The sequence below is a fragment of the Nocardia sp. NPDC050412 genome (assembly GCF_044458825.1).
Taxonomy (GTDB): domain Bacteria; phylum Actinomycetota; class Actinomycetes; order Mycobacteriales; family Mycobacteriaceae; genus Nocardia.
On record NZ_JBITIJ010000014.1, the window covers coordinates 127,821 to 151,595 of the forward strand.

Annotated in this window: 20 protein-coding genes; 9 read left to right on the forward strand and 11 right to left on the reverse strand. The window is 65.8% G+C overall.

Going from position 1 to position 23,775, the window contains the following annotated elements; translation table 11 throughout:
• Positions 1-24 precede the first annotated feature (24 nt).
• A complete protein-coding gene (locus ACIBI6_RS32365; RefSeq protein ID WP_396958794.1) occupies positions 25-1,638 on the forward strand; it encodes a TerD family protein in 1,614 nt (537 codons plus the stop codon).
• Here ACIBI6_RS32365 and ACIBI6_RS32370 read toward each other — a convergent pair.
• From ACIBI6_RS32370 to ACIBI6_RS32380, 3 genes are all read right to left on the reverse strand, one after another.
• On the reverse strand, positions 1,635-3,326 hold the full coding sequence (locus ACIBI6_RS32370) for a glycosyltransferase family 87 protein (RefSeq protein WP_396958823.1): 1,692 nt from the start codon (positions 3,324-3,326) through the stop codon (positions 1,635-1,637). The two genes, ACIBI6_RS32365 and ACIBI6_RS32370, sit on opposite strands and share 4 nt — an antisense overlap.
• A gap of 71 nt (positions 3,327-3,397) precedes the next feature.
• Positions 3,398-5,542: a transglycosylase domain-containing protein gene (locus ACIBI6_RS32375; RefSeq protein WP_396958824.1), complete on the reverse strand. Its 2,145-nt coding sequence runs from the start codon at positions 5,540-5,542 to the stop codon at positions 3,398-3,400.
• Between the two features lie 733 nt (positions 5,543-6,275).
• The gene (locus tag ACIBI6_RS32380; RefSeq protein WP_364348740.1) at positions 6,276-6,695 is read right to left on the reverse strand and encodes a DUF5318 domain-containing protein; all 420 of its coding nucleotides are present in this window, start codon (positions 6,693-6,695) and stop codon (positions 6,276-6,278) included.
• A gap of 159 nt (positions 6,696-6,854) precedes the next feature.
• Between ACIBI6_RS32380 and ACIBI6_RS32385 the strand changes: the two genes are divergently transcribed.
• The 5 genes from ACIBI6_RS32385 (at position 6,855) to ACIBI6_RS32405 (ending at position 11,461) form a co-directional block, all read left to right on the forward strand.
• The gene (locus tag ACIBI6_RS32385) at positions 6,855-7,943 is read left to right on the forward strand and encodes a DUF1707 domain-containing protein (RefSeq protein WP_396958795.1); all 1,089 of its coding nucleotides are present in this window, start codon (positions 6,855-6,857) and stop codon (positions 7,941-7,943) included.
• Between the two features lie 406 nt (positions 7,944-8,349).
• Positions 8,350-9,309: a DUF6924 domain-containing protein gene (locus ACIBI6_RS32390; RefSeq protein ID WP_364348728.1), complete on the forward strand. Its 960-nt coding sequence runs from the start codon at positions 8,350-8,352 to the stop codon at positions 9,307-9,309.
• Between the two features lie 66 nt (positions 9,310-9,375).
• Entirely contained in the window at positions 9,376-9,468 is a 93-nt protein-coding gene (locus tag ACIBI6_RS32395) for a DUF397 domain-containing protein (protein WP_396958825.1), read from the forward strand.
• Positions 9,469-9,813: 345 nt separating this feature from the next.
• Positions 9,814-10,368 (forward strand): PadR family transcriptional regulator, encoded by a 555-nt coding sequence (locus tag ACIBI6_RS32400; RefSeq protein WP_327094951.1) that lies wholly within the window; start codon positions 9,814-9,816, stop codon positions 10,366-10,368.
• Positions 10,361-11,461 (forward strand): inositol-3-phosphate synthase, encoded by a 1,101-nt coding sequence (locus ACIBI6_RS32405; protein ID WP_364348720.1) that lies wholly within the window; start codon positions 10,361-10,363, stop codon positions 11,459-11,461. Before ACIBI6_RS32400 ends, ACIBI6_RS32405 begins: the two co-directional genes overlap by 8 nt.
• Positions 11,462-12,082: 621 nt before the next feature.
• On the opposite strand, the gene ACIBI6_RS32410 is transcribed toward ACIBI6_RS32405, so the two are convergent.
• The 6 genes from ACIBI6_RS32410 to ACIBI6_RS32435 all read right to left on the reverse strand — a co-directional run bounded on the left by ACIBI6_RS32410 (position 12,083) and on the right by ACIBI6_RS32435 (position 19,039).
• Positions 12,083-12,508, reverse strand: coding sequence for a GyrI-like domain-containing protein (locus tag ACIBI6_RS32410; protein ID WP_364348717.1), 426 nt, complete (start codon positions 12,506-12,508; stop codon positions 12,083-12,085).
• Between the two features lie 8 nt (positions 12,509-12,516).
• A complete protein-coding gene (locus ACIBI6_RS32415; protein WP_364348714.1) occupies positions 12,517-12,975 on the reverse strand; it encodes an effector binding domain-containing protein in 459 nt (152 codons plus the stop codon).
• A 446-nt stretch (positions 12,976-13,421) separates the two neighbouring features.
• On the reverse strand, positions 13,422-15,683 hold the full coding sequence (locus tag ACIBI6_RS32420; protein ID WP_396958796.1) for a transglycosylase domain-containing protein: 2,262 nt from the start codon (positions 15,681-15,683) through the stop codon (positions 13,422-13,424).
• A gap of 112 nt (positions 15,684-15,795) precedes the next feature.
• On the reverse strand, positions 15,796-16,671 hold the full coding sequence (locus ACIBI6_RS32425; protein WP_364348709.1) for a carbohydrate ABC transporter permease: 876 nt from the start codon (positions 16,669-16,671) through the stop codon (positions 15,796-15,798).
• On the reverse strand, positions 16,671-17,693 hold the full coding sequence (locus tag ACIBI6_RS32430; protein WP_396958797.1) for a carbohydrate ABC transporter permease: 1,023 nt from the start codon (positions 17,691-17,693) through the stop codon (positions 16,671-16,673). The genes ACIBI6_RS32425 and ACIBI6_RS32430 overlap by 1 nt, the downstream gene beginning before the upstream one ends.
• 44 nt (positions 17,694-17,737) lie before the next feature.
• Entirely contained in the window at positions 17,738-19,039 is a 1,302-nt protein-coding gene (locus tag ACIBI6_RS32435) for an ABC transporter substrate-binding protein (RefSeq protein ID WP_364348706.1), read from the reverse strand.
• A 200-nt stretch (positions 19,040-19,239) separates the two neighbouring features.
• Between ACIBI6_RS32435 and ACIBI6_RS32440 the strand changes: the two genes are divergently transcribed.
• Positions 19,240-20,079, forward strand: coding sequence for a DUF2786 domain-containing protein (locus ACIBI6_RS32440; protein ID WP_364348703.1), 840 nt, complete (start codon positions 19,240-19,242; stop codon positions 20,077-20,079).
• 82 nt (positions 20,080-20,161) lie between these two features.
• Positions 20,162-20,674 carry a TIGR04338 family metallohydrolase gene (locus ACIBI6_RS32445; RefSeq protein WP_396958798.1) on the forward strand — a complete coding sequence of 171 codons (513 nt, stop codon included), beginning with the start codon at positions 20,162-20,164 and terminating at the stop codon, positions 20,672-20,674.
• Between the two features lie 188 nt (positions 20,675-20,862).
• Here the strand turns inward: ACIBI6_RS32445 and ACIBI6_RS32450 are convergent, their stop codons facing one another.
• The gene (locus ACIBI6_RS32450; RefSeq protein ID WP_396958799.1) at positions 20,863-21,825 is read right to left on the reverse strand and encodes an o-succinylbenzoate synthase; all 963 of its coding nucleotides are present in this window, start codon (positions 21,823-21,825) and stop codon (positions 20,863-20,865) included.
• Between the two features lie 361 nt (positions 21,826-22,186).
• Here ACIBI6_RS32450 and ACIBI6_RS32455 point away from each other — a divergent pair, with 361 nt between their 5' ends.
• Positions 22,187-22,528 (forward strand): hypothetical protein, encoded by a 342-nt coding sequence (locus ACIBI6_RS32455; protein ID WP_364348694.1) that lies wholly within the window; start codon positions 22,187-22,189, stop codon positions 22,526-22,528.
• 44 nt (positions 22,529-22,572) lie between these two features.
• On the opposite strand, the gene ACIBI6_RS32460 is transcribed toward ACIBI6_RS32455, so the two are convergent.
• Positions 22,573-23,742, reverse strand: coding sequence for an acetyl-CoA C-acyltransferase (locus tag ACIBI6_RS32460; RefSeq protein ID WP_364348691.1), 1,170 nt, complete (start codon positions 23,740-23,742; stop codon positions 22,573-22,575).
• Positions 23,743-23,775: the final 33 nt, after the last annotated feature.

Consider the following 23,775-nt stretch of genomic DNA (forward strand, 5'->3'; position numbering starts at 1 on the left):
GCACGAAATAACGGGGCGGACAACGTGATTCAGCTGAAGGCCGGTCAGAATATGGTGCTGACCGGCGATATCGTTCGATTCAGCGCGAAAGCCGGGGCTGCCCTGGATGTTTCGGCGCTCGTGGTGGCGCAGAACCTGCGGGTCTTCGATACCGGCGATTTCGTGTTCTACAACCAGACCGAGACCGCGGGGGTGACGCTGTCCGAGGGCGGCGTCACCATCCGGCTCGGCGAGGTGCGCGCCGACGCCGAAGCGGTGCTACTGGTGGTCAGCGCCGATCCGGCCGCGCCCGCGCAGGCGGATGGACTCGGTGCGGTCACCGCTGAACTCGCCGTGAACGATGTCGCTACAGCGGAATTCGCGATCACTCCATCGGCGGGAGAGACCGCGCTGATCTGCCTGGAGGTGTATCGGCGCGGAACCGACTGGAAGTTGCGCGCAGTCGGTCAGGGCTATGCCGGTGGTCTTGCTGTGCTGCTCACCGCGCACGGCGTCGAGGTCGACGAAGCGGCGACACCGCAGTCCGTCCAACACAGCGCGGCCGACCTGCGGGGAGCCGAACCGGTCCGCAATCCGGGCCGGACCAGCGGTCAGGACACCATCAGCGGTCCCGACTCCCGGGGCGCCGGTCCGGCGCCGCTCGAGGTCGCGCACGGACTCGAACGCCTGTGGATGATCTTCGAGGATGCCGCGCGCTCGGCCGCCGCACTCATCTCCGCGCGTGACTACGCCATGCAGAGGCTGGATCAGGAACTGTCCGCGGCGGTTTCGGATCCGGCGACCAGGAACACCCCGGCCGCCGAGGAGGCCAGGCAGGCGGCACAGCGTCGCTGTGACGATCTGATCGCCACCGCGGAGGGGAACCACCTGGGCGATAGCGAAGCGCTCATACGCGAACTCGCCGAAGCCGATCGGCAATTGCCGCCGTCACTCGCGTCCTGGGATTCGCCCGCCTGGGACGGTGCGCCGACGCCGAGCGACGGCATTCGACTCGGCGAACTCTACGCGAATGAGCGCGGGCCGCTGCGCATTCCGTACTGTGTGCCGGTGCCGCTGACCCGCCCGCTGTGGATCGATACCGAATCTTCGGCCGCGGCGACCCCGGTCGTCGGTGCGGTGCTCGCGCGACTGCTCGCGGCCGATCCCGGTCGGCGCACCCTGGTCGACATGATCGATCTGACGGGAGCGTTCAGCCAGCTCGTCGGTCCGCTTACCCCGGTGCTGAACGGCCCGCCGATCACCGATTTCGGCGATATCTCGGCGCGGCTGCAGACCCTGGTAGAGGCCGCTGACCTGGCCGAATTGGCTTATTCCAGTGGGAATTTCACGCCACCGACCGAGCACAGGGTCCTGCTCGCCGCGGACTTCCCGCACGGATACCAGAGCGCGGACGCCCACCGCATCGCGACGTTGCTGGTGCGCGGTGATTTGATCGGGCTGTCCACGGTGATCGTTGGCACCGACGAATCCGAGTCCAGCGATGGGACGGTGGCGATGCTGTCGCAGTCCTGCCGTCATCTGCCGACGGTCGACGGCACCCCGCTGTTCGATCCGTGGACCGGCAGCGCGTGGCAGCTGGATCTGGATCTGCTGCCACACGAACCCGCCAGGCAGGCGCGCTTCCTGCGCACCAGCTAAGCGCGTACCAGAGCCGTCCTCGGCCGCAGCGCCTCCGGCAGCCAGGGCAGCAGCGGGTCCGGTGCGCGATCGACGACGCCGCCGACCGGATCGTCGACGAAATCGCGCCGGACCAGATCCTCCTCCGGTCGGTAGATCTGTCGAATGATCAAGGCGCACAGCGCGAGTACCGCGATATCGCGCAGCCCGACAGTGCCCGTGAACCACTGCTCGGGCAGGCCCTTGCGGTCCAGGCCGAGGTAGTAGAACATTCGCGGCACCCAGACCAGCGCGTCGATGGTCATCCAGGCCAACAGAATTCGGCGATGCGGCAGCGCGAGCACGGCCAGCGGCACCAGCCACAGCGAATACTGCGGGCTCCACACTTTATTGGTGATCAGGAAGGCGGCGACGACCAGGAAGCACAGCTGGGCCAGGCGCGGCCGGCGCGGGGCGGTGAGCGCGATATAGGCGATCGCCGCGCAGGCGGCGACGAATACCAGCAGCGACACCAGATTCAGGATGGTCGGCTGTTCGACATGTCCGATCTCGCCGTCGAATCCGGCCCAGCCGGTGAACGAGGTGATGACGTTGTAGATGGAATCCGGATCGGCGTGCCGAGTGGTGTTGAGCCGGAAGAACTCCCGCCAGCCATCGGGATACAGCAGTGCGATCGGCACGTTCACCACCAGCCAGGTGCCCGCCGCGGCCGCAACGGTCAAGGCGGCCGCGCCGAGCGGCCGGGCGCTGAGAAATTGCGTGCGATACGGGGTTTCGCGCAGCCAGGTCATCGCGGTACGCCAGCTGTCGATATCGCTCAACCGGAGCCCGAGCCGTGCGCTCGGCACCCGCTGCAGTGGGTCGGCGCGCAGGCACAACACCACGATCGGCCCGAGTAGTAGCAGCGGGTAGAGCTTGGCCGCACCGCCGAGTCCGAGCAGCAGACCCGCGAGCAACGGTCGTCGGCGGGCCCAGGCGAGCAGGCCGGTGGCGGCGAAAGCCGTCGCGAGCGCGTCGAAGTTGGTGAACGCGTGCACGATAACCAGCGGCGAACAGGCGACCAGCGCGGCATCCCAAACCCGCCGCCCCGCCAGTTGTGCCGAGCCCCATACCGTGACCAGCCAGGCGAAGGCCAGACCCACCGCGACCACATTGAAGTAGATGACAACCTGCAGCGCACCGGGCAGCGGGGAGGCATCCCAGGTCTTGGCGACCTGCATCGCCGCGTACTGATAGAGCCCGGACAGCACCGGATACTCCATGTACCTGGTCTCTCGGCCGCCGTCCGGGGTCTGCTCGGTCCATTCCTTCTTGTATGGGAAGGCGCCCTCGTTCAGCCGTTCCGCGCCGTAGAGCGGCACGGTATCCGAGTAGCACATGGCGATGTACTGGCGGCCGTTGTTCCAGTCGAGGGTGAGCGAACCGTCGGAGGTGGTCGTCTGCTGGATGCAGCCCGCCTTGCTCGCCCAGCCGAGCGCGAGGAACACCAGTGCGAAGGCGAGCAACACCCGCATCGGGGTCCAGAACCGGACCCGGCCGATGAGCGCGTGGTCACCGACCGGGCCGCCGACGACCGTGCTCAGCTGCGCGGTCAGGGAATCATTGCGGCTGGGGCGATCTCGGCCGTCGGCCGAGCGCAGATCCGGTGCCAGCGGCGCGGGCGCGACATAGTGCGTCGCGCCGCCGGACTGTGTTGCACCGGACGGCATCCCGTCGGTCTGCGGCGCTCTTGCGTTCGTCCGCTCGTCCACGAGTTGCGGTTCGGTCACGGCACCCGAGGCTACCGGGTGCGGGTCGGTTGACTGCCGTTGCCGTTACCGGTGCCACCGGATTGTGGCGATCCGGTGGTCGTCGGCATCGAACCGTCGGAGTTCGCCGTCGGCTGTCCCGGCATCGGCGTCGACTCCGGCTGCTGCTGTTGTTGTTGCGGCTGGCGCTGCTGCGTCTGCGGTTGCACGCCGGGGATCTGGATCGGTCCGAACGGGGTGTCGATCGTATTCGGGACGATCTGGATCGGCGGGATCAGCGGCGACTCCGTGGTCGACGGCGGGGTGAACGGTGCGGACCACGCGGGCACACCAGCTTGGCCCTTGATCGGGGGCGGCTTCGGGAAGTTTTCCTTGGGGGTGCCGTCCAGAGCACCGTCCATGGTGGCCTTCCAGATATCCGAGGGCAGACCGGAGCCGTAGACCATGCCGCCGCTGTAGTTGCGCAGCGCCGAGTTATCGATGGAGCCGACCCACACCGCGGTGGACAGCGACGGGGTGTAGCCGACCATCCAGGCGTCCTTGTTCTCGCCGGTGTCGCCGAGCTGGGCGGTACCGGTCTTGGTCGCCGACTCGCGGCCGTTGGCCAGGTTGTGATTGCGCGACCACGCCGCGATCGGCTTCATCGCGTCGGTGACGTTGTCCGCGACCGCCGCCGAGACTCGCTGTTCACCGGCGACATCACCGCGGTCGAGCAGCACCTGCCCGTCGGCGCTCACCACCTTGGTGACGAAGTGCGGTGCGCGGTAGACGCCGGAGGCGGCCAGCGTCGCGTAGGCCGAGGCCATATCCAGCACCCTGGCCTGGTACTGACCGAGCACGATGCCGTTGTTCGGCGGGGAACCGTCCGGCTCGACCAGGCTCTTGCCGACGCCCGGAATGGTCTCCGGAATGCCGAGCTTGTGCGCCATATCGGCGATCTTCGCCGGACCGTTCTGCATATCCAGCTCCATGCGGTAGAAGCTGGTGTTCAGCGAGCGCTTGAGCGCCTCGGCGATGGTGCAGGTGCCGCACTGCTCGCCTTCGACATTCGTGATCTTGATGCCGTTCACAGTGATCGGCGAACTGTCATACATCTCCGACAGCGGTTTGCCCAATTCCAGGTTCTCCGCGAGACCGAAGACCTTGAACGAGGATCCCGGCTGCAGACCGGCATTGGCGAAGTCGTAGCCCTGACCGTCGTCGCCGCCGTAGTAGGCGCGCACCGCACCGGTCTTCGGATCCACTGAAACCACTGCGGCGCGCAGCTTTTCCGGTTCGCCCTGCATCTTCTTCTGCGCGGCGTCGACGGCGGCCTGCTGTGCCTTCGGATCGATCGTTGTGGTGATCGACAGGCCAGCGGTATTGAGCTGCTGTTCGCTGATGCCCGCGGCCGCCAGCTCCTTGAGCACCTGGGTCTTGATCAGACCTTCGGGCCCGGCGTCCAGGCCTTTGTCCTTGTTGGAGGTCACGGGGACCACCTGCGGGAACTGCTGGGTCTGGCGCTCTTCGGCCTTCAGATTGCCGCCGGAGACCATGCCGTCGAGCACATAATTCCAGCGGAACTTCGCGCCCTCGGGATTCTTCTCCGGATCCAGGCCGGAGGGCTGCTGGATGGTGGCGGCGAGCACCGCGCCCTCGGCCACGGTGAGCTCCGAGACCGGCTTGGCGAAGTAGGCCTTGGCGGCGGCATCGATGCCGTACGCACCGCGACCGAAGTAGATGGTGTTCAGGTAGGCGGCGAGGATTTCGTCCTTGCTCCACTGCCGCGCCATCTTCGCCGAGATGACCAGCTCGTGCATCTTGCGGGTCAGTGAGTGTTCGTCACCGACGAGCGCGTTCTTCACGTATTGCTGGGTAATGGTCGAGCCACCGCCCGCGCTCTCCCTGTTGAGGGCTTGATCCCGGGCGGCGCGCATGAAGCCGGAAACCGAGAAGCCCGGGTTGGTGTAGAAGTCCCGGTCCTCGGCCGCGATCACGGCATTGCGCACATGCGGCGGAATCTGGTCGATGGTGACGTCGGTGCGGTTGCCCTCCGGCGGTACGACCTTGCTGATCACCGTGGTGCCGTCGCTGGCGAGGATATTCGCGACCTGGTTGGTTTTGAGGTCACCCGGCTGGGGTACCGAAACCGTGGTGTAGGCGATCAGGAAGACCGTGCTCGGCAAAATGATGGACAGGGCTAGCAGGACGTAGATGACCCGGCGCACGATCCGCCACGGCGACTTCTTCTTCGCACCGGGACGACGACCGCCCGGTCCGCCCGAACCACCGTTACCGCCATTGCGGCGCGGCGGCGGCCCTGAGGGCGGCGCGCCCGCGGTCGCGCGGCGCTCGCCGGTGGTGGGGCCGGAGCCGTTGGGGCGCCGGGCCCCGGGCCGATCCTGGCCGGGGCGATCCTGACCGGGCCGCGGGCTGGCCGGTCGGGGACCGGTGGGCGGGGCCGTGCGGCGGTTGCGTTCGGCGACGGCGTCGGTCAGCGAACCGGGCTGCCGATTCGGGCGTTCGATCTTCTGCGTGGACTGCGCGCCGGGCGGGGCGTTATCGGGTAGCGGTCGCCCTTGCGGCGGACGGCCCTGCGGCGGCGGAACCGGTCGACGCGGCGGCGGCTGCGGACCGCGCGGCGGTTCACCGGGATACCCGCCCTGCGGGGGCCGCGGACCACCGGGACCCGGCCGACCGGGTGGGGGACCAGCCGGTCGCTGCCCGGGATACGGGTTCGGAGGCTGTGGTGAACTTCGCTGAGTCCGGCCGCCGTGCGGTTCATCGCCGTAGGGGGAAGTCTCGTAGGGCGAATTCACTGACAAGATCTCCATAACTCGTAACGGTCTGCGGGGCGCGGTGCGGCGATTATCGCCGCGGCGGACGCGTCGAGGCTCCGCGTGTCACCCGACGGGCAGATGACCTGGCACATCATTCGGCTGCGGTGCGCCGGTTGGCCCTGGTGCCCGTGCGCCGCCGCGTCGGCGACGGAGCGGTACCGAGCACATAGGACTGCACCAGATGATTCCAGCTGCAGCTCCGGCATACCTCGACGACATGGACCGAGAACTCCTCGCGAGTCTCGGCGAGGCGTATCAATTCCTCTGGTGTGCGAGCCGATCCCGCCATCGGGCCGAGGCCGTCGCCGTAGACCCAGGATACGAGCGTCAACTGCTCTTTCCGGCAGATCGGGCATGTCACCTCGCTCCCCCGACCGTGGAACTTCGCCGCACGTAAGAGGTAGGGATTGGCATCACAAACCTCGCCGACATCGACACGGCCCGCATAGACGTCAGCGAGCAGCGACCGACGCTTGAGAGCGTAGTCGACCACCTGTCGCTGAATTCGCACGAGAACCAGAGTAGCGGGGCCGGGCGCGGGCCGCGCTGGGCTGTGTGGGATCGACCGACCGGTATTCATTGTTGAACTGGGGCGTTACCGGCATCGGCGGATTACGATTCTCCCGTGTCCCCCGCCACATCCGGGCGGTCAACGGCAGCATCCGGACGTATGCGCGCGCGTGACCTCGACCGTGCCAACGCGTCCAGTGTGCTGGATGCGGCCTATGCGGAAGGGCAGCTCGGCGCCGATGAATATCGCGACCGTATCGCGCAGGCCGAGACCGCGAGGACGGTCGGTGAGCTCGAACGCCTCGTCGGTGATCTGCAAGTACCGTCCGCCGTAGCTGATCTGGTGTCGAGCGAATCGCCGCCTCCCCGAAACCTGTTGCGTCGAGCCGGAACCGGTGGACGTTATCCCGATCACACCCGGGCACGCGATGTCGATCGTGACACCACCCGCCAACTGATCGACAATGCGCGCGGCGACGGTCAGCTGAGCGAGGATGAGCATCAGGCCCTCACCGAACTGGCCGGCGAGGCGAAAACCCTTGGCGAACTGGCGCAATTGGTCGACGATCTGCAACGACCCAGCGGCGCCGCGCCGCCACCGCAGCCGCCTCGATCGAATCGTCGGCGCTGGTATCGGATTGCGGTCGGGGCCGGCGCTGTCTGTGCCGCGGTCGCCGCCTTCGTACTGACCAGCGGTGTATCGGATACCGAACCCGCCCCTGCTGCAGCACCGGTTGTCGTGGATCTGGGATCGGTGCAACCGAGCGTGATCGCGACGCCGAATCTGCTTACCCCAGAAGGGCTCACGCTGTTCCTGGGGAAATACCGCGACAAATTCGGCGATCTGAAGATCGATCACCTGACGTTGTATCCGGAATACGCCATCGTGTCGCGTGCGGTGCCGGGCGAGCCGAATCGGTTGATCGGCTACGACTACCGCGGCGGCTTCCAGCAGTCGAGCAGCGTGACCAGCCGCAAGGCCGATAAAGCCGCCGTTGATCTCGCGCAGCTGAATGTCGCCGCGATCAGTGATGCGCTCGCGAGCGCGCCGAGCACCCTGCGGGTGGCCAACGGCTTTGTCACGCATATGGATGTCGAGATCAACGATGCCGGTGCGTACAACAGTTTCGGCATACCGAAGAACGGCCCGTACGTAACCATTTACGCGGGCAACAAGTTCAACGAGTCCGGATATCTACTGCTGACTCCAGCGGGCGCGGTCGCGCGCGCGGTGCCTTTCGAGAAGTGAGGCGTTGATGGCGACGACGCGCTATGGCGGCATCTCAGAATGGATCGCGGTGACATGGCGGATCCGCCATGTTTTTGAGATTCCGCTTCCTCTTGCTGATTGGTTGGGTGATGATCTTCGCCAGTTACTTTGCGCAGCAGGGGGATTCGAGTTGGCGAGCGTGGTGGTATCGAAAGCACCCCGATCTCGAGGGTCGGCTACTGTCGCTGCTGTGCAGGTCAGCTTTCGACGTGTTGCCGATGATGTCGAGAGGTCGGCTCGCTTGCGGCGGTGCGTAATCGGTCGGCTACCGAGTCCGGGCACGTCATCTACGAGTCGCGGCTGACCGGGATGTCCTGCAGGACGCAGCCCCACGGCCAGGACCAATTACGACGAGGCGACGGCCGCAGTCTTTCGGAGGAGAGTCATGTCCTTTCCTAGGCTTCCCCAGCCGGAGCCCGGTGAAGTGTTGTTGGTCTGTACCTGCTACGAGGACGGCACGGCACTGTGGGGCGGGCTACTTGACGAGATCGGGGGCCGCCGGGAAGGCGATGTGCTCGTCGTCGGGGGCGGCGGAGTGCGGCTGCGATCGATCGAGGACTGCGGGTGGGACTTCATGCACGGCGGAAATGTCCCGGCGCTTCTCGTGGAAGGTGGCCCAGTGCCGCCGGTTGCCGTCTTGGCGGACATTCCGGTGGTGTACGGCGGGGACGGGCCGTTGCTGGTGGATCTGGCGGCGATACCCGGGCGCGGTGTCCGGGTTCCGTCGGCCCGACTCGGTGAGATCCTGGCCGACCTGCTGGGCGGCGCACTCACGTTCGACCACCTGGTGCGCGACATGGACGTGTGCGGCATGTACCAGGGGGACGGCGGCCGTCCGGCCTTCCCCGCGCCGACGGCGCTGCGGCACCGGTCCTTCCCGGCACTGCCCTCCACCGCTGACGTACTGCTGGTCCGTACCTTCTTCGACGACGAGGAGAGCTGGCACGTCCTGCTCGACGAGTTGGGCGGGGTCGACGAGGATGGCTGGGTCGGCGCAGACCTGGACCTGGACGAGATCGACGTGGAGCACTATCCGCTGTCGGCGTTGGTCGTCGACGACCGAGCCTTCGAGGGTCTGCTGCCGGGTCAGGTCCCGGCGCTGGTCCCGCCGTCCAAGGCGCATACCGAGGAGTACACCACGCTGGTCGTTCTCGCCGATTCCAAGACCTTTGCTGAGCCTGACCGACCGCTGACCGCTGTCGACCTGTACGACACCCCAGGGCAGCCCGCCGTCCTTCCCTGCCGCATGGTCGGATCGCTTGCGAGCAACCTGGCGATCAGCAACATGGACTTTTTCGAGTTCGTCGCCGTGGAGGACACGGAGCCGTGGTGGGAGGGCTCCTGAAAGGGCACGCGATGCTGCCCTCCTACCGTGAGCTTGGACAGCAGGGGGACATGGGGCCAAGAATGTGTGGAGGTCGCCCACCTGAACGGTGGCATGGTCGGCGTTCGTGACTCCAAGAACCCAACCGCCCCGACACTGGCCTCCACCCCAGCCGAATAGTCCGCCTTCACCACTACCGTGCACACCGGCGACTTCGATCCGCCCTAACACCGCATCCAGATAGCTCGCCTCGCTAGCGGTATGCGCTCCCGCGCACCTTTTGTCACGCCGCGCACGAAATCGCCGGGCGAAACCGAGCGCGGCGCGCGAATCGGTGCGCGTGACCGTCCCGAGGCGAGCGCCGTTGGTGGCCGGGTGGTCTGGCGGGGGTGGGGCAAATCGATGTCTAGCTGCGTCGACGGCTCTATGTATCGGCGTTGACTATGCACGTTTATATCGGTCCGATATAGTGGGGAGTCGCATCCATCGGTTAGGTCTGAATAGACAGTCAGGGGGTGAAGCCCGATGCTCGAGTTGGCAATCCTCGGGCTGCTCCTCGAAGCGCCCATGCACGGATACGAGCTGCGCAAGCGGCTGACCGGATTGCTCGGGCCGTTTCGGGCCTTCTCCTACGGATCGCTCTATCCGACGCTGCGTCGCATGCAGACCGATGGGCTGATCGCCGAGGAGAACGTCGCGGGCGTCACCCGTCGTGCGCGACGGGTCTATCAACTGACTGCGACCGGGCGGGAGCGGTTCACCGAACTGCTCGCCGACACCGGACCGCAGAACTACACCGACGACGGCTTCGGCGTCCACCTGGCGTTTTTCAGCCGCACCCCCGCGGAAGCGCGGATGCGGATTCTGGAAGGCAGGCGACGGCAGGTCGAGGAGCGCCGAGAGGGTCTGCGGGAAGCGATCAAGAAGGCCAGTGGCTCGCTGGATCGCTACACCCGCCAGCTCCACCAGCTCGGTCTGGAATCAAGCGAGCGCGAAGTGCGCTGGCTCAACGAGTTGATTGCGGCGGAGCAATCGACGAAGGCGGCACCACAGAAAGAGGGAAATATCGGCCATGAGTGAAGACAAGAAGGCTGAAACTGCCACCGAAGTTCGCGTCGCCATCGTCGGCGTTGGTAACTGCGCTTCCTCGCTGGTCCAGGGCGTGCAGTACTACAAGGACGCGGACGAGACCGCGACCGTGCCCGGTTTGATGCACGTCAAGTTCGGCAAGTACCACGTCCGCGACGTCAAATTCGTCGCCGCGTTCGACGTCGACGCCAAGAAGGTCGGCTTCGACCTGGCCGAGGCGATCTTCGCCAGCGAGAACAACACCATCAAGATCTCCGACGTGCCGCCCAGCGACGTTGTCGTGCAGCGCGGTCCGACGCTGGACGGTATCGGCAAGTACTACGCCGAGACCATCGAGCTGTCCGAGGCGCAGCCGGTCGACGTCGTGAAGGTGCTGAAGGACAACAAGGTCGACGTCCTGGTCTCCTACCTGCCCGTCGGCTCGGAAGAGGCGGACAAGTTCTACGCCCAGTGCGCCATCGACGCCGGCGTCGCCTTCGTCAACGCGCTGCCGGTGTTCATCGCCTCCGATCCGGTGTGGGCCGAAAAGTTCACCAAGGCAGGCGTTCCCATCGTCGGTGACGACATCAAGAGCCAGGTCGGCGCAACCATCACCCACCGCGTGATGGCCAAGCTGTTCGAGGACCGCGGCGTGCAGCTCGACCGCACCATGCAGCTGAACGTCGGCGGCAATATGGACTTCAAGAACATGCTCGAGCGCGAGCGCCTGGAGTCGAAGAAGATCTCCAAGACCCAGGCCGTCACCAGCAACCTCAAGAAGGAGCTGGGCGCCAACGATGTGCACATCGGCCCGTCCGATCACGTCGGCTGGCTCGACGACCGCAAGTGGGCATACGTGCGTCTCGAGGGCCGCGCCTTCGGTGATGTGCCGCTGAACCTGGAGTACAAGCTCGAGGTGTGGGATTCGCCGAACTCGGCCGGCATCATCATCGATGCGGTGCGCGCGGCGAAGATCGCCAAGGACCGCGGCATCGGCGGCCCCGTCCTGCCAGCCTCGGCCTACCTGATGAAGTCCCCGCCGAAGCAGCTGGCCGACGACATCGCACGTCAGCAGCTGGAAGCGTTCATCATCGGCGCTGAGTAGTCACCCGCCTCATCCGAGGTAAGCCGGGCCGGAGAACTCTTCGGCCCGGCTTTGCGGTATCCGGGCGCGGTTGAGTATCGAGTTCGCCCGGAAGATCGTCGCCGGAGCGCGAGGCCGGACACGGGTTTGCCCCGTACGGGTTGCGCCGATCACCTCGGACGCATCTGTGGCCGTAAACGGTCCTCGATCTCGATTCGCTCGAAACCTGATGCTGTGAGTGGGAACGTCCGAGGGCTGGGTTCATGGCCGTACTCAGTGGTCATGTCTCGATCTCGATGTGGTCGATGTCGATTGCGACGAGAATCGGATGGGGGAGGGTTCGGCCGCCGGGCACTTGTGGGCGCACCCCGTCGCAGTGTGGGAAAGCCGAGTCCAGTGAAGCGTCGGTGGCCGTTGCAGTAGTGGGCAGCGTGCGCCCACCGACCGATCGGGCCGGCTACATAGTCGTGCCGACGGATGAGGCCTGCAGCGTCGACAATCGAGCAGGATCCGAGGCGGTCCGGACGTGACGCCCCAGCAGCCCGAAGGGTATACGTCCACTCGAGTGGACGATAGCTTGTTTCCCTTCGAGAGCCGCTTCGTGGAGCTGGACCGTCACGTCGTCCACTACACCTTGAAAACTCAGTCCAGCGAGACGTAGACCTCGACGGACGTCGGTCCCGTGTAGCGCTCGATTTCCGCGGTGTGTGAGCGGGTGATGGTGCCCGCGCTTTCGGCCTTGCGGACCTGCGCCCATGCGGTGCGCAGCAGATCGTAGGGCTTATCGGAGACAACGAATTTCGCGTAGCGCCCAGTTGGGACGCGGGTCAGCACATCACCGGCATCCATATCGTCCATCTCGGCGATCTCGTAGCCCAGGATCGCGACGGCGTGATCGTTCTGGCCGATATAGGCCGCGACCCGCGGCACATTCTTCTCCCGCGCCAGATACCGATCCCAGGTGAAGTTCACCAGGTCCAGGTCGCGGGCGGTCACCTCGCGTCCGGCCAGCGGGACGGTGAGTCCGGCGACCAGGCTTTCGTCCAATGTGACAATTTCGAAGTCCACAGCTGTTCCTAACCGTCGACCGGTTCGTCTGCCAGCGCCACGAATACTTCAGCCGTGCGCGCGTCCGGATAATGTTCCACGTCGCCGGTATAGGCGCGCACCAATCGGCCGCCGGCCTCGGCATCCCATACCGCGCGCCAGATGGTCACGATGGTGTCGCCGAGATTGTCGCCGCTGAGCGTGAATCGGGCGAACCGGCCCGCGGGCACCCGCGCCAACACATCGCCCGGCAGCAGATCCCCGATGGTGTGGCAGCGGTAGCCGACGATATGCGTGAGGTAGGAGTTGATCTCCGGCGCGTGGTCCACATACGCGGTCGTCGGCGGGCCGGGCAGCTTGCGGGCCAGATTGCGTTTCCACGCCTCCTCGACCTTGGCGCGGCGCGGTCCCTCGACCGCGAGCGCCGGGCTGCGCAGCACTGTGCCCGCCACGAGCGTCTCGGGACGTTCAACGACATTGAAATCCACCGGCGTGCCCCTATATGTCTAGTCTGTCTCCAATTGGCGGCGCTCCCGGGCCCCCGTGGCCGCGGAAGCTACTTCCGGGCTTGACGCTCGCGCCGCGTGTCGTCGCTCGAGCGCATATCCTTCCTCATCGATCTCACGACGTCGGCGTCGGCCTGGTTTGGTTCCGGCGCGCCGTGCTCACTTCACTCTGGCAAACGATGCTGCCACGTCATCCGTTCCCATGGCTCCGGTCGACATACATTCATAGCGAGCTAGGCGAGCTGGCAGCTCTGCGTAACCGCGGCGGAGCGAGTCTTACGAGCGGCCCGTCCCGCGTCCGCGCCGCAGGTGCGGCTATTGAACACAGCCGAGTCGCCGAAGCGCATGCGACGCAGTCGCGAGTCTCGACGGCTCGGACGCGAGACACCGGGGGGCCGCGAACACGCCGCGCCCGCGCGGCCAATGATTCAGCGGGGCATCGGAATGCTCAGTCCGGGGAAGATCTCGACTTCCGTCGGGGGCTCCGGGGCGGGTGGGATGATGATCATCGGTGCGGTGGAAGTGCTCGACGGCGGGTTGAGGATGTCGTAGCCGCCGCCGGAGGGTTTGCTCGTACTCGGCTGACTGCCTTGTGTTGCCGATGCCGGGAACTGCTCGATCGGAGTGCCGTCGAGTGCGCCGTCCATCACCTGCTTCCAGATGTCGGCAGGCAGGCCGGAGCCGTAGATGTCGGTGCCGCGCGCGGTCTCGATCGGCTGGGATTGTTCGGTACCGACCCACACCGCCGTGGACAGCGACGGGGTGAAGCCGATCATCCACGCGTCCTTGTTCTCTTTGGACGCACCGAGTTGGGTGGTTCCGGTCTTGGCGGCGGAGGGCCGACCGCCGGACAGGCTGTGCCCGTTGGAATATTCGGCGATCGGGAGCATCGCCTCGGCGGTGCTGTCGGCGATGCCGCGCGGAATGCGCTGCTGGCCGGGCGGGGGTTGCTTGCCGACCTGGTGGGCGGGTTCGCCGCGATCCAGCAGGACGCGGCCGTCGCCCGTGACCACCCGCTGCACGAAGTACGGCTGATGGTAGACACCGGAATTGGCGATCGTCGCATAGGCCGATGCCATATCGATGGGGCGAACCAGATACTGGCCCAACACGATTCCGTTGAGCGGCGGCCCGCCGTCCTCGGTGAGAGCTTTACCGGCCACGCCCGGAATCTCTTCCGGGATTCCGGCCTCATGGGCAGCATCGGCAATTGCCTTGGGGCCGTTGAACATCGACATCGTGAGTCGATAGAAGCTGGTGTTCAGCGAGCGTTTCAGCGCCTCGGCCATGGTGCATTTGCCACACGATTCGCCGTCCACATTGGTGATTTTGGTGCCGCGATCGGTCACCGGTGAACTGTCGAGCATCCGGGTGAGCGGAATGTCCTGCTGCAGCGCCGCGATCACCGCGAAGACCTTGAATGCCGAGCCGGTCTGCAATGGCGCCTGCGCGAAATCGAAGCCGATACCGTCGGCGCCGCCGTAGTAGGCGCGCACCGCGCCGGAACGCGGGTCGATCGAAACCACCGCGCCACGCAGTTCCGGCGGCTGCGGGTCGAGTCGATCGTGTATCGCATCGCGTGCGGACTGCTGGGCCCTGGCGTCGATGGTGGTGGTGATCTGCAATGCCCCGGTCTTGAGTTCCCGCTCGCTGACGCCGGCATCGCGCAGTTCCCGCAGCACCTGGCTGCGGATCAGGCCCTCCGGGCCGCGCGCCGCATTGACGTCCGGGATTTCGGTGATCGGGACGATCTGCGGGAATGCCGTCGCATCACGGTTGCCGGGTGCCAGCGTATCCATCTCGACCATGCCGTTGAGCACGTACTTCCAGCGCGTCTTCAGCTCGGTGAGATGGGTCTCCGGGTCCAGGATCGACGGCGTGCGGATGACCGAGGCCAGCACCGCGCCTTCGGCGAGCGTCAAATCCGGTACCGGCTTGTTGAAGTAGGCCTTCGCGGCCGCCGAGATCCCGTACGCGCCGCGCCCGTAGTAGATGGTGTTGAGGTAGGCGGCGAGGATGTCGTCCTTACTCCATTGCCGCGCCATTTTGGATGCGATGATCAGTTCGCGCATCTTCCTGGTCAGGGTGCGTTCGGAGCCGAGGAAGGCATTCTTCACATACTGCTGAGTGATGGTGGAGCCGCCGCCAGCATCCTCTTCGCCGAGGATATTGTCCCGGGCGGCCCGCAGGAATCCGCTGGCCGAGTAGCCGGGATTGGTATAGAAGTTGCGATCCTCGGCCGAGAGCACCGCATCGCGCACCGGCTTCGGCACATCCGACAGGGGCACCGGAATCCGATTGCCGTCCGGCGGAACGACCTTCGCGATCACCGTGGTCGCGTCGGAGGCGAGGATGGTGGCGATCTGATTGGTCTGCACCGAATCGGGGTCCGGGATTTCGGCGCTCCAGTAGACCAGCACGAACAGCAGCGACGGCACCGCGACGAAGATGATGAACAGGGCCAGCAGTAGCCGTCGGAAGCGTTCGCCTCGGGTGCGCTGTGGTCGATTGGCGGGTGTCGGTTGTGGCCGGGGCGATTTCGTAGCGCCGGGCGGTCGGGGCTTGTCCTTGCGTGGTGACGTGCCGGTGTTGTGTTCGCTGAAACCCGCGACGGAGGCATAGGGTGCCGCCACCGGTTTGCCCCGACGACCGCCGCCGCGTCGCCGCTTGCCGAACGAGCTCACGATCATCTCCTCCCGGAGCGTCGGTAAAACTCACCTGCACGGACACGATCGGAAATGACCCGAGATCCTACACCGAGTATTACCGCCGCAACGGGATTCAAGCCATGCGGCAGGCGTACTAGCTCTTCACACCACCCGCGGTGAGACCGGAGATGATGCGGCGCTGGAACAGCAGCACCATGATGACCAGCGGAATCGTGACCATCGTGCCCGCCGCCATAATCGCGGCGTACGGCTGCACGAGCGGGTTGTTACCGGAGAAGCGCGCGATCGCGACGGTCACCGGTTCGGTCTTATCGCTGGAGAGCAGCCGGGCCAGCAGATATTCGTTGACCGAGGCGATGAACGCCAGGATCGCCGTGGTGAATACCGCTGGCGCCGCCAACGGCAGCATGACCAGCCGGAAGGCCTGCATCTTGGTCGCGCCATCGATGCGGGCGGCCTCCTCGAGTTCCCATGGCAGTTCGGCGAAGAACGAGGCCAGGATGTAGACGGTCATCGGCAGCACGAACGAGATGTTCGGAATGATCATCGCCTGGTATTCACCGATCCAGCCGAGGTTGGTGAACAGCTGGAACAGCGGGGTGACCAGCACGACCACCGGGAACATCGATGCCGAAAGGATGAGCCCGGAGACCAGGTACTTGCCTTTGAAGGTCAGCCGCGCCAGCGCGTAGGCGGCGAGCACGCCGAGCACCAGCGCGACCGCCGTGGTCACCGCGCCGATGATGACGCTGTTGAGCAGTGCCTTGCCGAAGTCGTTGCCGCGGCTGGTATCGAAGGCGTTGCGGAAGTTCTCCAGGGTGACGTGGGTGGGCCACGGGGTGTTGTCGAAGGTGTAGACCGGATCGCGGAATGCGGTGACGGCCATCCAGTAGAACGGGGCCAGACCCCACACCAGCACGATCAGCGCACCCGAATACAGCCGCACCGAACCCAGGCGCTTGGTCCAAGGAGCCTGCGCCGCAGACTTTTTCGTGGTCACGGTGGTCATCAGTGCGCCTCCCGCTGTTCTTCCTGGGTCCGAACGGCATTGGCGCCCAAAACCTTTACCAGCAGGAAGGCCACCGCGAAGATCAGCAGGAAGGTGATCGTCGACAGTGCCGCCGCGCTATTGGGACCTTGGCGGACCTGTTCGACCACCAGCGCCGAAATGGGGCGGGTGGACGGGTTGCCGAGCGTCATGATCGCGGGCAGGTCGTAGAGGCGCAGTCCGTCCATGGTGCGGAACAGCACCGCGACCAGCAGCGCGGGCTTGAGCAGCGGCAGCGTGATCTGGGTGAAGCGCTGCCAGGCCGAGGCCCCGTCGACCTTCGCGGCCTCGTACACATCGGCCGGAATCACCTGCAGACCGGCCAGCAGCAGCAACGCCATGAACGGCGTGGTCTTCCAGACATCGGCGGCGATGACCGCGAACCGCGCGGGCCAGGCCTCCGAAGTCCACAGGATGTGGGTGCCGAAGACCCGGTTCACCACGCCGTCGTACTGGAACATGAACTCCCACAACCGGGCGGTGACCGCGGTCGGAATCGCCCACGGCACCAGCACCGCCGCGCGCAGCAGGGCACGGCCCTTGAAGGTCTTGCCCATGACCATGGCCATGCCGAGGCCGAGGGTGGCCTCCAGCGTCACCGTGATCACCGTGAAGAACAGCGTCACGCCGATGGCCAGCCAGAACTGCGAGCCGAGATTACCGGTCGGGCAGGAGACGGTTTCGCCGGCTGCCTGACACTGCTGCAGCAGCCAGTGCGTGTAGTTCGAGAAGCCCGCGTTGCCGCCCTCGACGAACATGCCGGTCGAGGGGGCGAGTCCAGGATCCTTCTGGAACGACATGTACAACGCGCGGAAGACCGGATAGCCCACGACCACCGCCAGGGTGATCAGTACGGGCGTGACGAACAACCACGCCTTACCGGAACGCCGCAACTCCAACACCAAGGTGCCACCGAATCCGCGCTTTGTCGGCTGATCGCCGTCGCTCGACACGCGAGTGGCCGTTCCCGAAGGATCCGACACCGTTTCTCTCTCCTACGGGGTGGTCGGGTCCGCTCTTGTACTCGCTACGATCCGGCTGTCTCGATGCCCTTTTGCATACCGGTGATCGCGTCGTCGACGGACTTGGTTCCGTTCAACGCAGCATAAGCGTTGTCCTGGATGGCCTTCGACACCGCCGGGTAGAACGGGGTGACCGGACGCGGCACCGCGTTGGCGATCGAATCCTTCAGCGCGGGCAGGTACGGCATCTTCGCGATCAGCGCCGGATCGTCGTACATCGACGCGCGCACCGAGGGCAGCGCCCCGGCCGCGACGATGTGCTGGGCGTCCTCGCTGATCAGGTAGCGCAGGAAGTCCAGCGCGGTGGCCTTGTTCTTGGAGAACGCGCTGATTGCCGCGTTGTAGCCACCGAGGGTCGAGGCACCGACGCCGTTCTCGCCGGGCAGCGGCGCGACGGCGAACTTGTCCTTGACCGCGGAGGATTCCGCGCCCGCGTCACCGAAGGTGGACGGCCAGTTGCGCATGAACAGCAGCTTGCCGGTATTGAAGGCGTTGGCGCTCTCCGGCTCCTTGAAGGTGATGGCTTCCTTCGGGATATCGCCGTTGCGGTAGGCGTCGACGAGCACCTCGAGTCCGGCGCGCGCCTGCGGGGTGTTCACGGTCGGGGTCTTGCCGTCCGCACCGACGAAGGTGCCGCCGTAGGCGTTGATGGCCTCGGCCGCGTTCACCGTCAGGCCCTCGTACGGTGCCAGCTGGCCCGCGTAGCAACCCATATTGTTCTGCTTGGCGATCGGGCACTGCGCCAACATCTCGCTCCAGGTCTTGGGCGGATTCGGTACCAGATCCTTGCGGTAGAACAGCAAGCCGCCGTTGGTGTTTCGCGGCGCGGCGTAGAGGGTGTTGTTGTACGTGGCGCTGGCGACCGTCGGGGACAGCAGCGCCGAGGTGTCGATGGAGAAGGTGTCCTTCAGCGGCTGGATCCAGCCCTTCGCGGCGAATTCCGCGGTCCACGGCACGTCCAGGGCGACCACATCGTAGGTGGACTGCTTGGAGCGCATGTGCTCGACCAGATCGTCGTACTGCTGCGAGGCGTCGTTGGACTGCTCTTTGAAGGTGACCTGCTCATCCGGGTGCGAGGCGTTCCAGCGCTCGATCAGCTGCTTGACCGCGCCGGTTTCGGTGGTGTCCTTGCCCTCCACGTAGGTGATCGGGCCGCGGCCGGTCAGGTTCTGGCTGGATGGATTGCCGCCGTTATCGCCGGAGCAGGCACTGGTGAACGTCGCCGTGAGCAGCGCAACAGAGGCGGCCGCCAACGCCGCTCGTGGTACGAGCGACGAACGTAGGGACATCACCTTTTTCAAAGCCATCGCGAACACTCCAAGGTCGAGACGTGAGCAGCAGCACACCCTGCAGGTGCACAAGGCAAGATACATGGTTGTTATATGTGACGCAGCGATTGTGCCCGCAACAGGGGCACTGTCCAGCCGGGGCGGACGCTACCGCTGCAATGTCATAGTCGCTCGTAGCCCGGTCGTGGTCACTCGCGATGCGGTTAGGCTGGCTGTCGATGACTTCGCCGAATGCGGTTCCGGACCGGATGCTCACCCGGATCGGTGGGTTGCTGCGCCAAGCCGAATCGACCGATAACGAGCACGAGGCCGAGGCGTTTCTGGCCGCGGCCCAGCGGTTGGCGACCAGGTCCTCGATCGACTTGACGGTCGCCCGCGCGCATATCGCCGGACGTGAGCGCAGGCCGACGCCGGTGCAGCGGATGATTCCGATCGGTGAACCAGGTAAGAAAGGGCTGCGCACCTACGTGCAGTTGTTCGTGGCGATCGCCTCGGCCAATGATGTGCGCTGCGATGTTGCGCGCACTTCGACGCAGCTCTACGCGTATGGCTTCGATTCCGATATCGATACCTGTGAAGCCCTATACGCCAGTCTGCTGGTGCAGATGGTGCGTGCGTCGGATCAGTACATCAAATCAGGGCAGTATCGGTCGGCCACCGTTGAGAAGATCGTCACGGAGAAACGCTGGGGCCGAAGAGTGCAGCAGCGCGTGCAAGCGCCGGTTGCGGCGGTTACCGCGCGGCTGAACTTTCAGATGGCATTCGCCGCGCGGATCGGTCGCCGTTTGGCCGAGGTCAAGGCGGAGGTGGAGGCCGAGGTAGTGCCCGAAACCGTCGCGACAGGTACGGCGTTGGCCCTGCGTAATAAGGAAATCGAGCTCACGGACTTTTATAAGAAGACCTCCGATGCCCGTGGGACCTGGCGCGGTCCACAGGCGTCGGCCGGGCATTCCGCTGCGGCCCGGCGTGCGGGGGATCGGGCCGGAAAGGCGGCGCGGCTCGGGACGTCTCCCGAACTCGGTGCCGCGCGTGGGCAATTGCCCGGTGGGTCGAAATGAGCGAATTCGTTGCGTGACATGCGAATTGCCCGGCTCGGCGTGAGCGGGCTCGACCATGGGTGTGAACGGTGAGCTGGGCCCGGTGAGTGCGCGAGATACCCAGCGCGCCAAGGTGTATGACGCCGAGCAGTTGGTGCGGGGTGTATTCGATCGAGCGGATGAAAACGGAGTCCGCACGGTAGAGCTCTACGGTTCGCACCTCACGCTGCCGATCGAGCGTCGCTTCGCCTCGGTCGAATCGGTGCAGGCCTATGCGGATAAGGTGCTGACCCTCAATTGGGTTCGGGCGCAATGGGACCGCGCCGCGACACCCATCCGGGTCCGCTCTCGCGCCGGAACCGCCGCCGCTCACTACGAGGCCGCTGACGCGGTGCTAGCTGTTCCGCTGCACACCGGTGCGACCGCATGGGCCCTGCGCGAATTGGTGATTCTGCACGAACTGGCCCATCACCTCGAGCCCGCCGCCGGCTCGGTTGCTCCGCACGGACCCGAGTTCTGTAGCCGCTACCTCGAACTCGTCGACGGCATTATCGGGCCCGAGGCCGGGTTGGTTTTGCGGTCGAGCATGCTCGGCTGCGGTGTCCGCCTGAGCTGAGGCTGTCGCGATGCTCGATCGAGGCTCGGGGTTTACGAACTTGCGGTGCCGGGCTGTGGTGCGCCCGTCTCCCCGGTGTCCAGCGCCGTCGAATTCGCGCGAACACGGTTGCGCAACGCCGATCTGCTGGGAATGCCGCGTGCGACAGGGTTTACTGCTTGCCGTGGCCAACTACCTTCGCGACACGGTCACTCGGGCGGGGTCAGTGCGCGGACCCGGGTAAGGCGGTCTTCCCACCAGCGTATTCGTGCTGGGTCAGGGTGGCGGTAGCGCTCCAGCAGGGCGGGGTCCGGTGTGGGCGGAGTCTTCGGGACCGGCAGGTAGCCGTCGACCGGACGGAGTGAATCGTGTACGAGGTCGCCTTCCAGAAGTGACAAAGTGCCTAGGCCGCAGGCGAATTCGAGTTCGGGTAGGGCGGCGGCGAGGGCGAGTTGGGCGGCCAGACCGATGCTGGTTTCCAGGGCGGAGGAGACGACGCACGGCAGTCCGGCGGCCTCGGCGACCTGGAGTGCACGGCGCACACCGCCCAATGGGGTGCACTTGAGGACCGCGATATCTGCGGCCCCCGCTACTGCGACACGCAGGGGATCCTCAGCGCGGCGGATGGATTCGTCGGCCGCGATTCGCACATCGACACGGCGACGCACCGCGGCCAACTCCTCGATGGTGCGGCACGGTTGCTCGACGTACTCCAAACCACCTGCGGCACGGTCGATCTGCTTTATGTGCGTGACAGCCGTCTCGACGTCCCAGACCGCATTGGCATCCACCCGAACCGAGCCCTGCGGCCCCAGCGCATCCCGGACCGCCTCGACGCGCGCCAGATCCTCACCCAGCGAATCAGGATGATCGGCAATCTTCACCTTCGCCGTGCGGCATCCGGACCCGGCGACGATCGCATGCGCCCGCTCCGGATCGACCGCGGGAACCGTGCAATTGATCGGAATCCGCTCCCGCACCGGCTCCGGCCAGCCAACCGACACCTGCTCGACCGCGGTCGCCAGCCATCCAGCGGCCTCGCGATCGTCGTACTCGGGAAACGGACAGAATTCGCCCCAGCCGAGCGGTCCACTGATCAACATCCCCTCGCGCACCGTGATGCCGCGGAACCGGGTCCGCATCGGAATGGCGTAGACGAAGGTTTCGGTCATCACTCTGCAGCCTATCGAGCGCGGTGTCCCCGCCCGCGCTGTGCGCCCGCGGTAACTGGCGGGGCCGTCGGAATCGGTGGATCACGTGCGCGCGGAGTCGGTCCGCGCGCGGCCGGTTCCTCGTCGGCCGCGTTCGGTACCCCTACTGCCGAGGCGGACGGTGTGGCCCGCCGCAATGAGTTCGGTGGGTCACGTACCCGGGATCCCGTTTTCGCTCCAGTATCGCTGCTGTGCGCGTCGGCGAACTCAGGCCCAAGTACGGTGCCTCGGTGCCTCGGTGCCTCGGTGCCTCGGTGCCTCGGTGCCTCGGTGCCGTGGGTGCTGGGATGTATTAGACCGATCTACCGGGCATGCTGGGGGAATGGGGTCGAGTCAGTGGGAGCTGCGGCTGGCGAATGCGATTCGGGCGGTGCTCGGGTCGGTGTTCGCGGTCGGGTTCGGCTGGGTGGTGGCCTCTGCTGTGCCGCTGTATGAATTTCTCGCACGGGATGCCGATCCCGATGGGGGTGTGCGCTACCTACCCGTCGCGTATTGCGTTGCCTGGCTTGGGATTGCGCTTTCGGTAGTTGTGGTGGTCATGAGGATGGTGGGGAAGATCCGCTACCGACGCCGCATTGCGTGGACGCCATTGGTAGCGGTGCCGTTGATCGCCGAGTCGTGGTTGGTCGGCTTTCTGATCGCGGTGGTGCTGGTTTCGGTCTGAGCGCCGCGGCACGGATCGGGAGCGGTGCCGCGGCACTCGGTGACTCAGAGTCGTTCGATAATGGTTGCGTTGGCCAAACCGCCTGCTTCACACATGGTTTGCAGACCGTATCGGGCGCCGCGCTCCTGCATTGCGTGCACCAGCGTGGTCATCAGGCGTGCGCCGGAAGCGCCGAGCGGATGACCGATGGCGATGGCGCCGCCGTTCACATTCACCTTCGACATATCCGCACCGGTGTCGTGCGCCCAGGCCAGCACCACCGGAGAAAATGCCTCGTTGATCTCGACAAGATCGATATCCGACAGCTGAAGTCCGGCGCGCTGCAATACCTTTCGCGTCGCCGGGATGACGGCGGTCAGCATGAGCAGCGGATCGTCCCCGGCCACCGCGAAGCTGTGCAGTCGGGCCAGTGGCTTCAGCCCGAGCTCCTCGGCGCGTTCGCTGGTCATGATCAGCACCGCGGCGCTGCCGTCGCTGACCTGGCTCGCGGTCGCGGCGGTGATCTGCCAGCCGATTTCCGGGAAGCGCGCGGCCATGGCCTCGTCGAAGTAGGCGGGACGCAGTTTGCCGAGGGTTTCCAGGGTGCTGCCGACCCGGATGCCCTCATCGGTTTCCAGTCCGGCGATGGGAGCGAGTTGGCTGGCGAACGAGCCGTTCTTCGTTGCCAGCGCGGCCTTTTCGTGGCTGCCGAGGGCGAATTCGTCGAGCTGGCTGCGGGTCAGTCCCCAGCGGGCCGCGATCAGTTCGGCGCTGATGCCCTGGGATACCAGTCCCTCCGGATAGCGCTCGGCGAAGCCGACACCGGAAAAGTCCTCGGATCCGATCATGTTCGCGCCCATGGGAATTCGTCCCATGGACTCGACACCCGCCGCGACCACGATGTCGTAGGCGCCGGCGATCACACCCTGTGCGGCGAAATGAATGGCCTGCTGGCTGCTGCCGCACTGGCGATCGACCGTCGTCGCCGGAACCGATTCCGGATAGCCCGCGGCCAGCGCGGCACGCCGGGTCATATTTGCACCCTGTTCGCCGATCTGGGTGACGATGCCGCCGATCACATCGTCGATGAGCGCCGGATCGATGCCGCTGCGGTCGACTACCGCGCGCAGGCTGTGGGCGAGCAGGTCCACCGCGTTGACGTTGTGCAGTGCCCCGTTCGGCTTCCCCTTGCCGATCGGCGTGCGTACCGCTTCGACAATCACCGCGTCTCTCATGGTGGTTCCTTTCGAACCGCGAGCCGAGCTCTT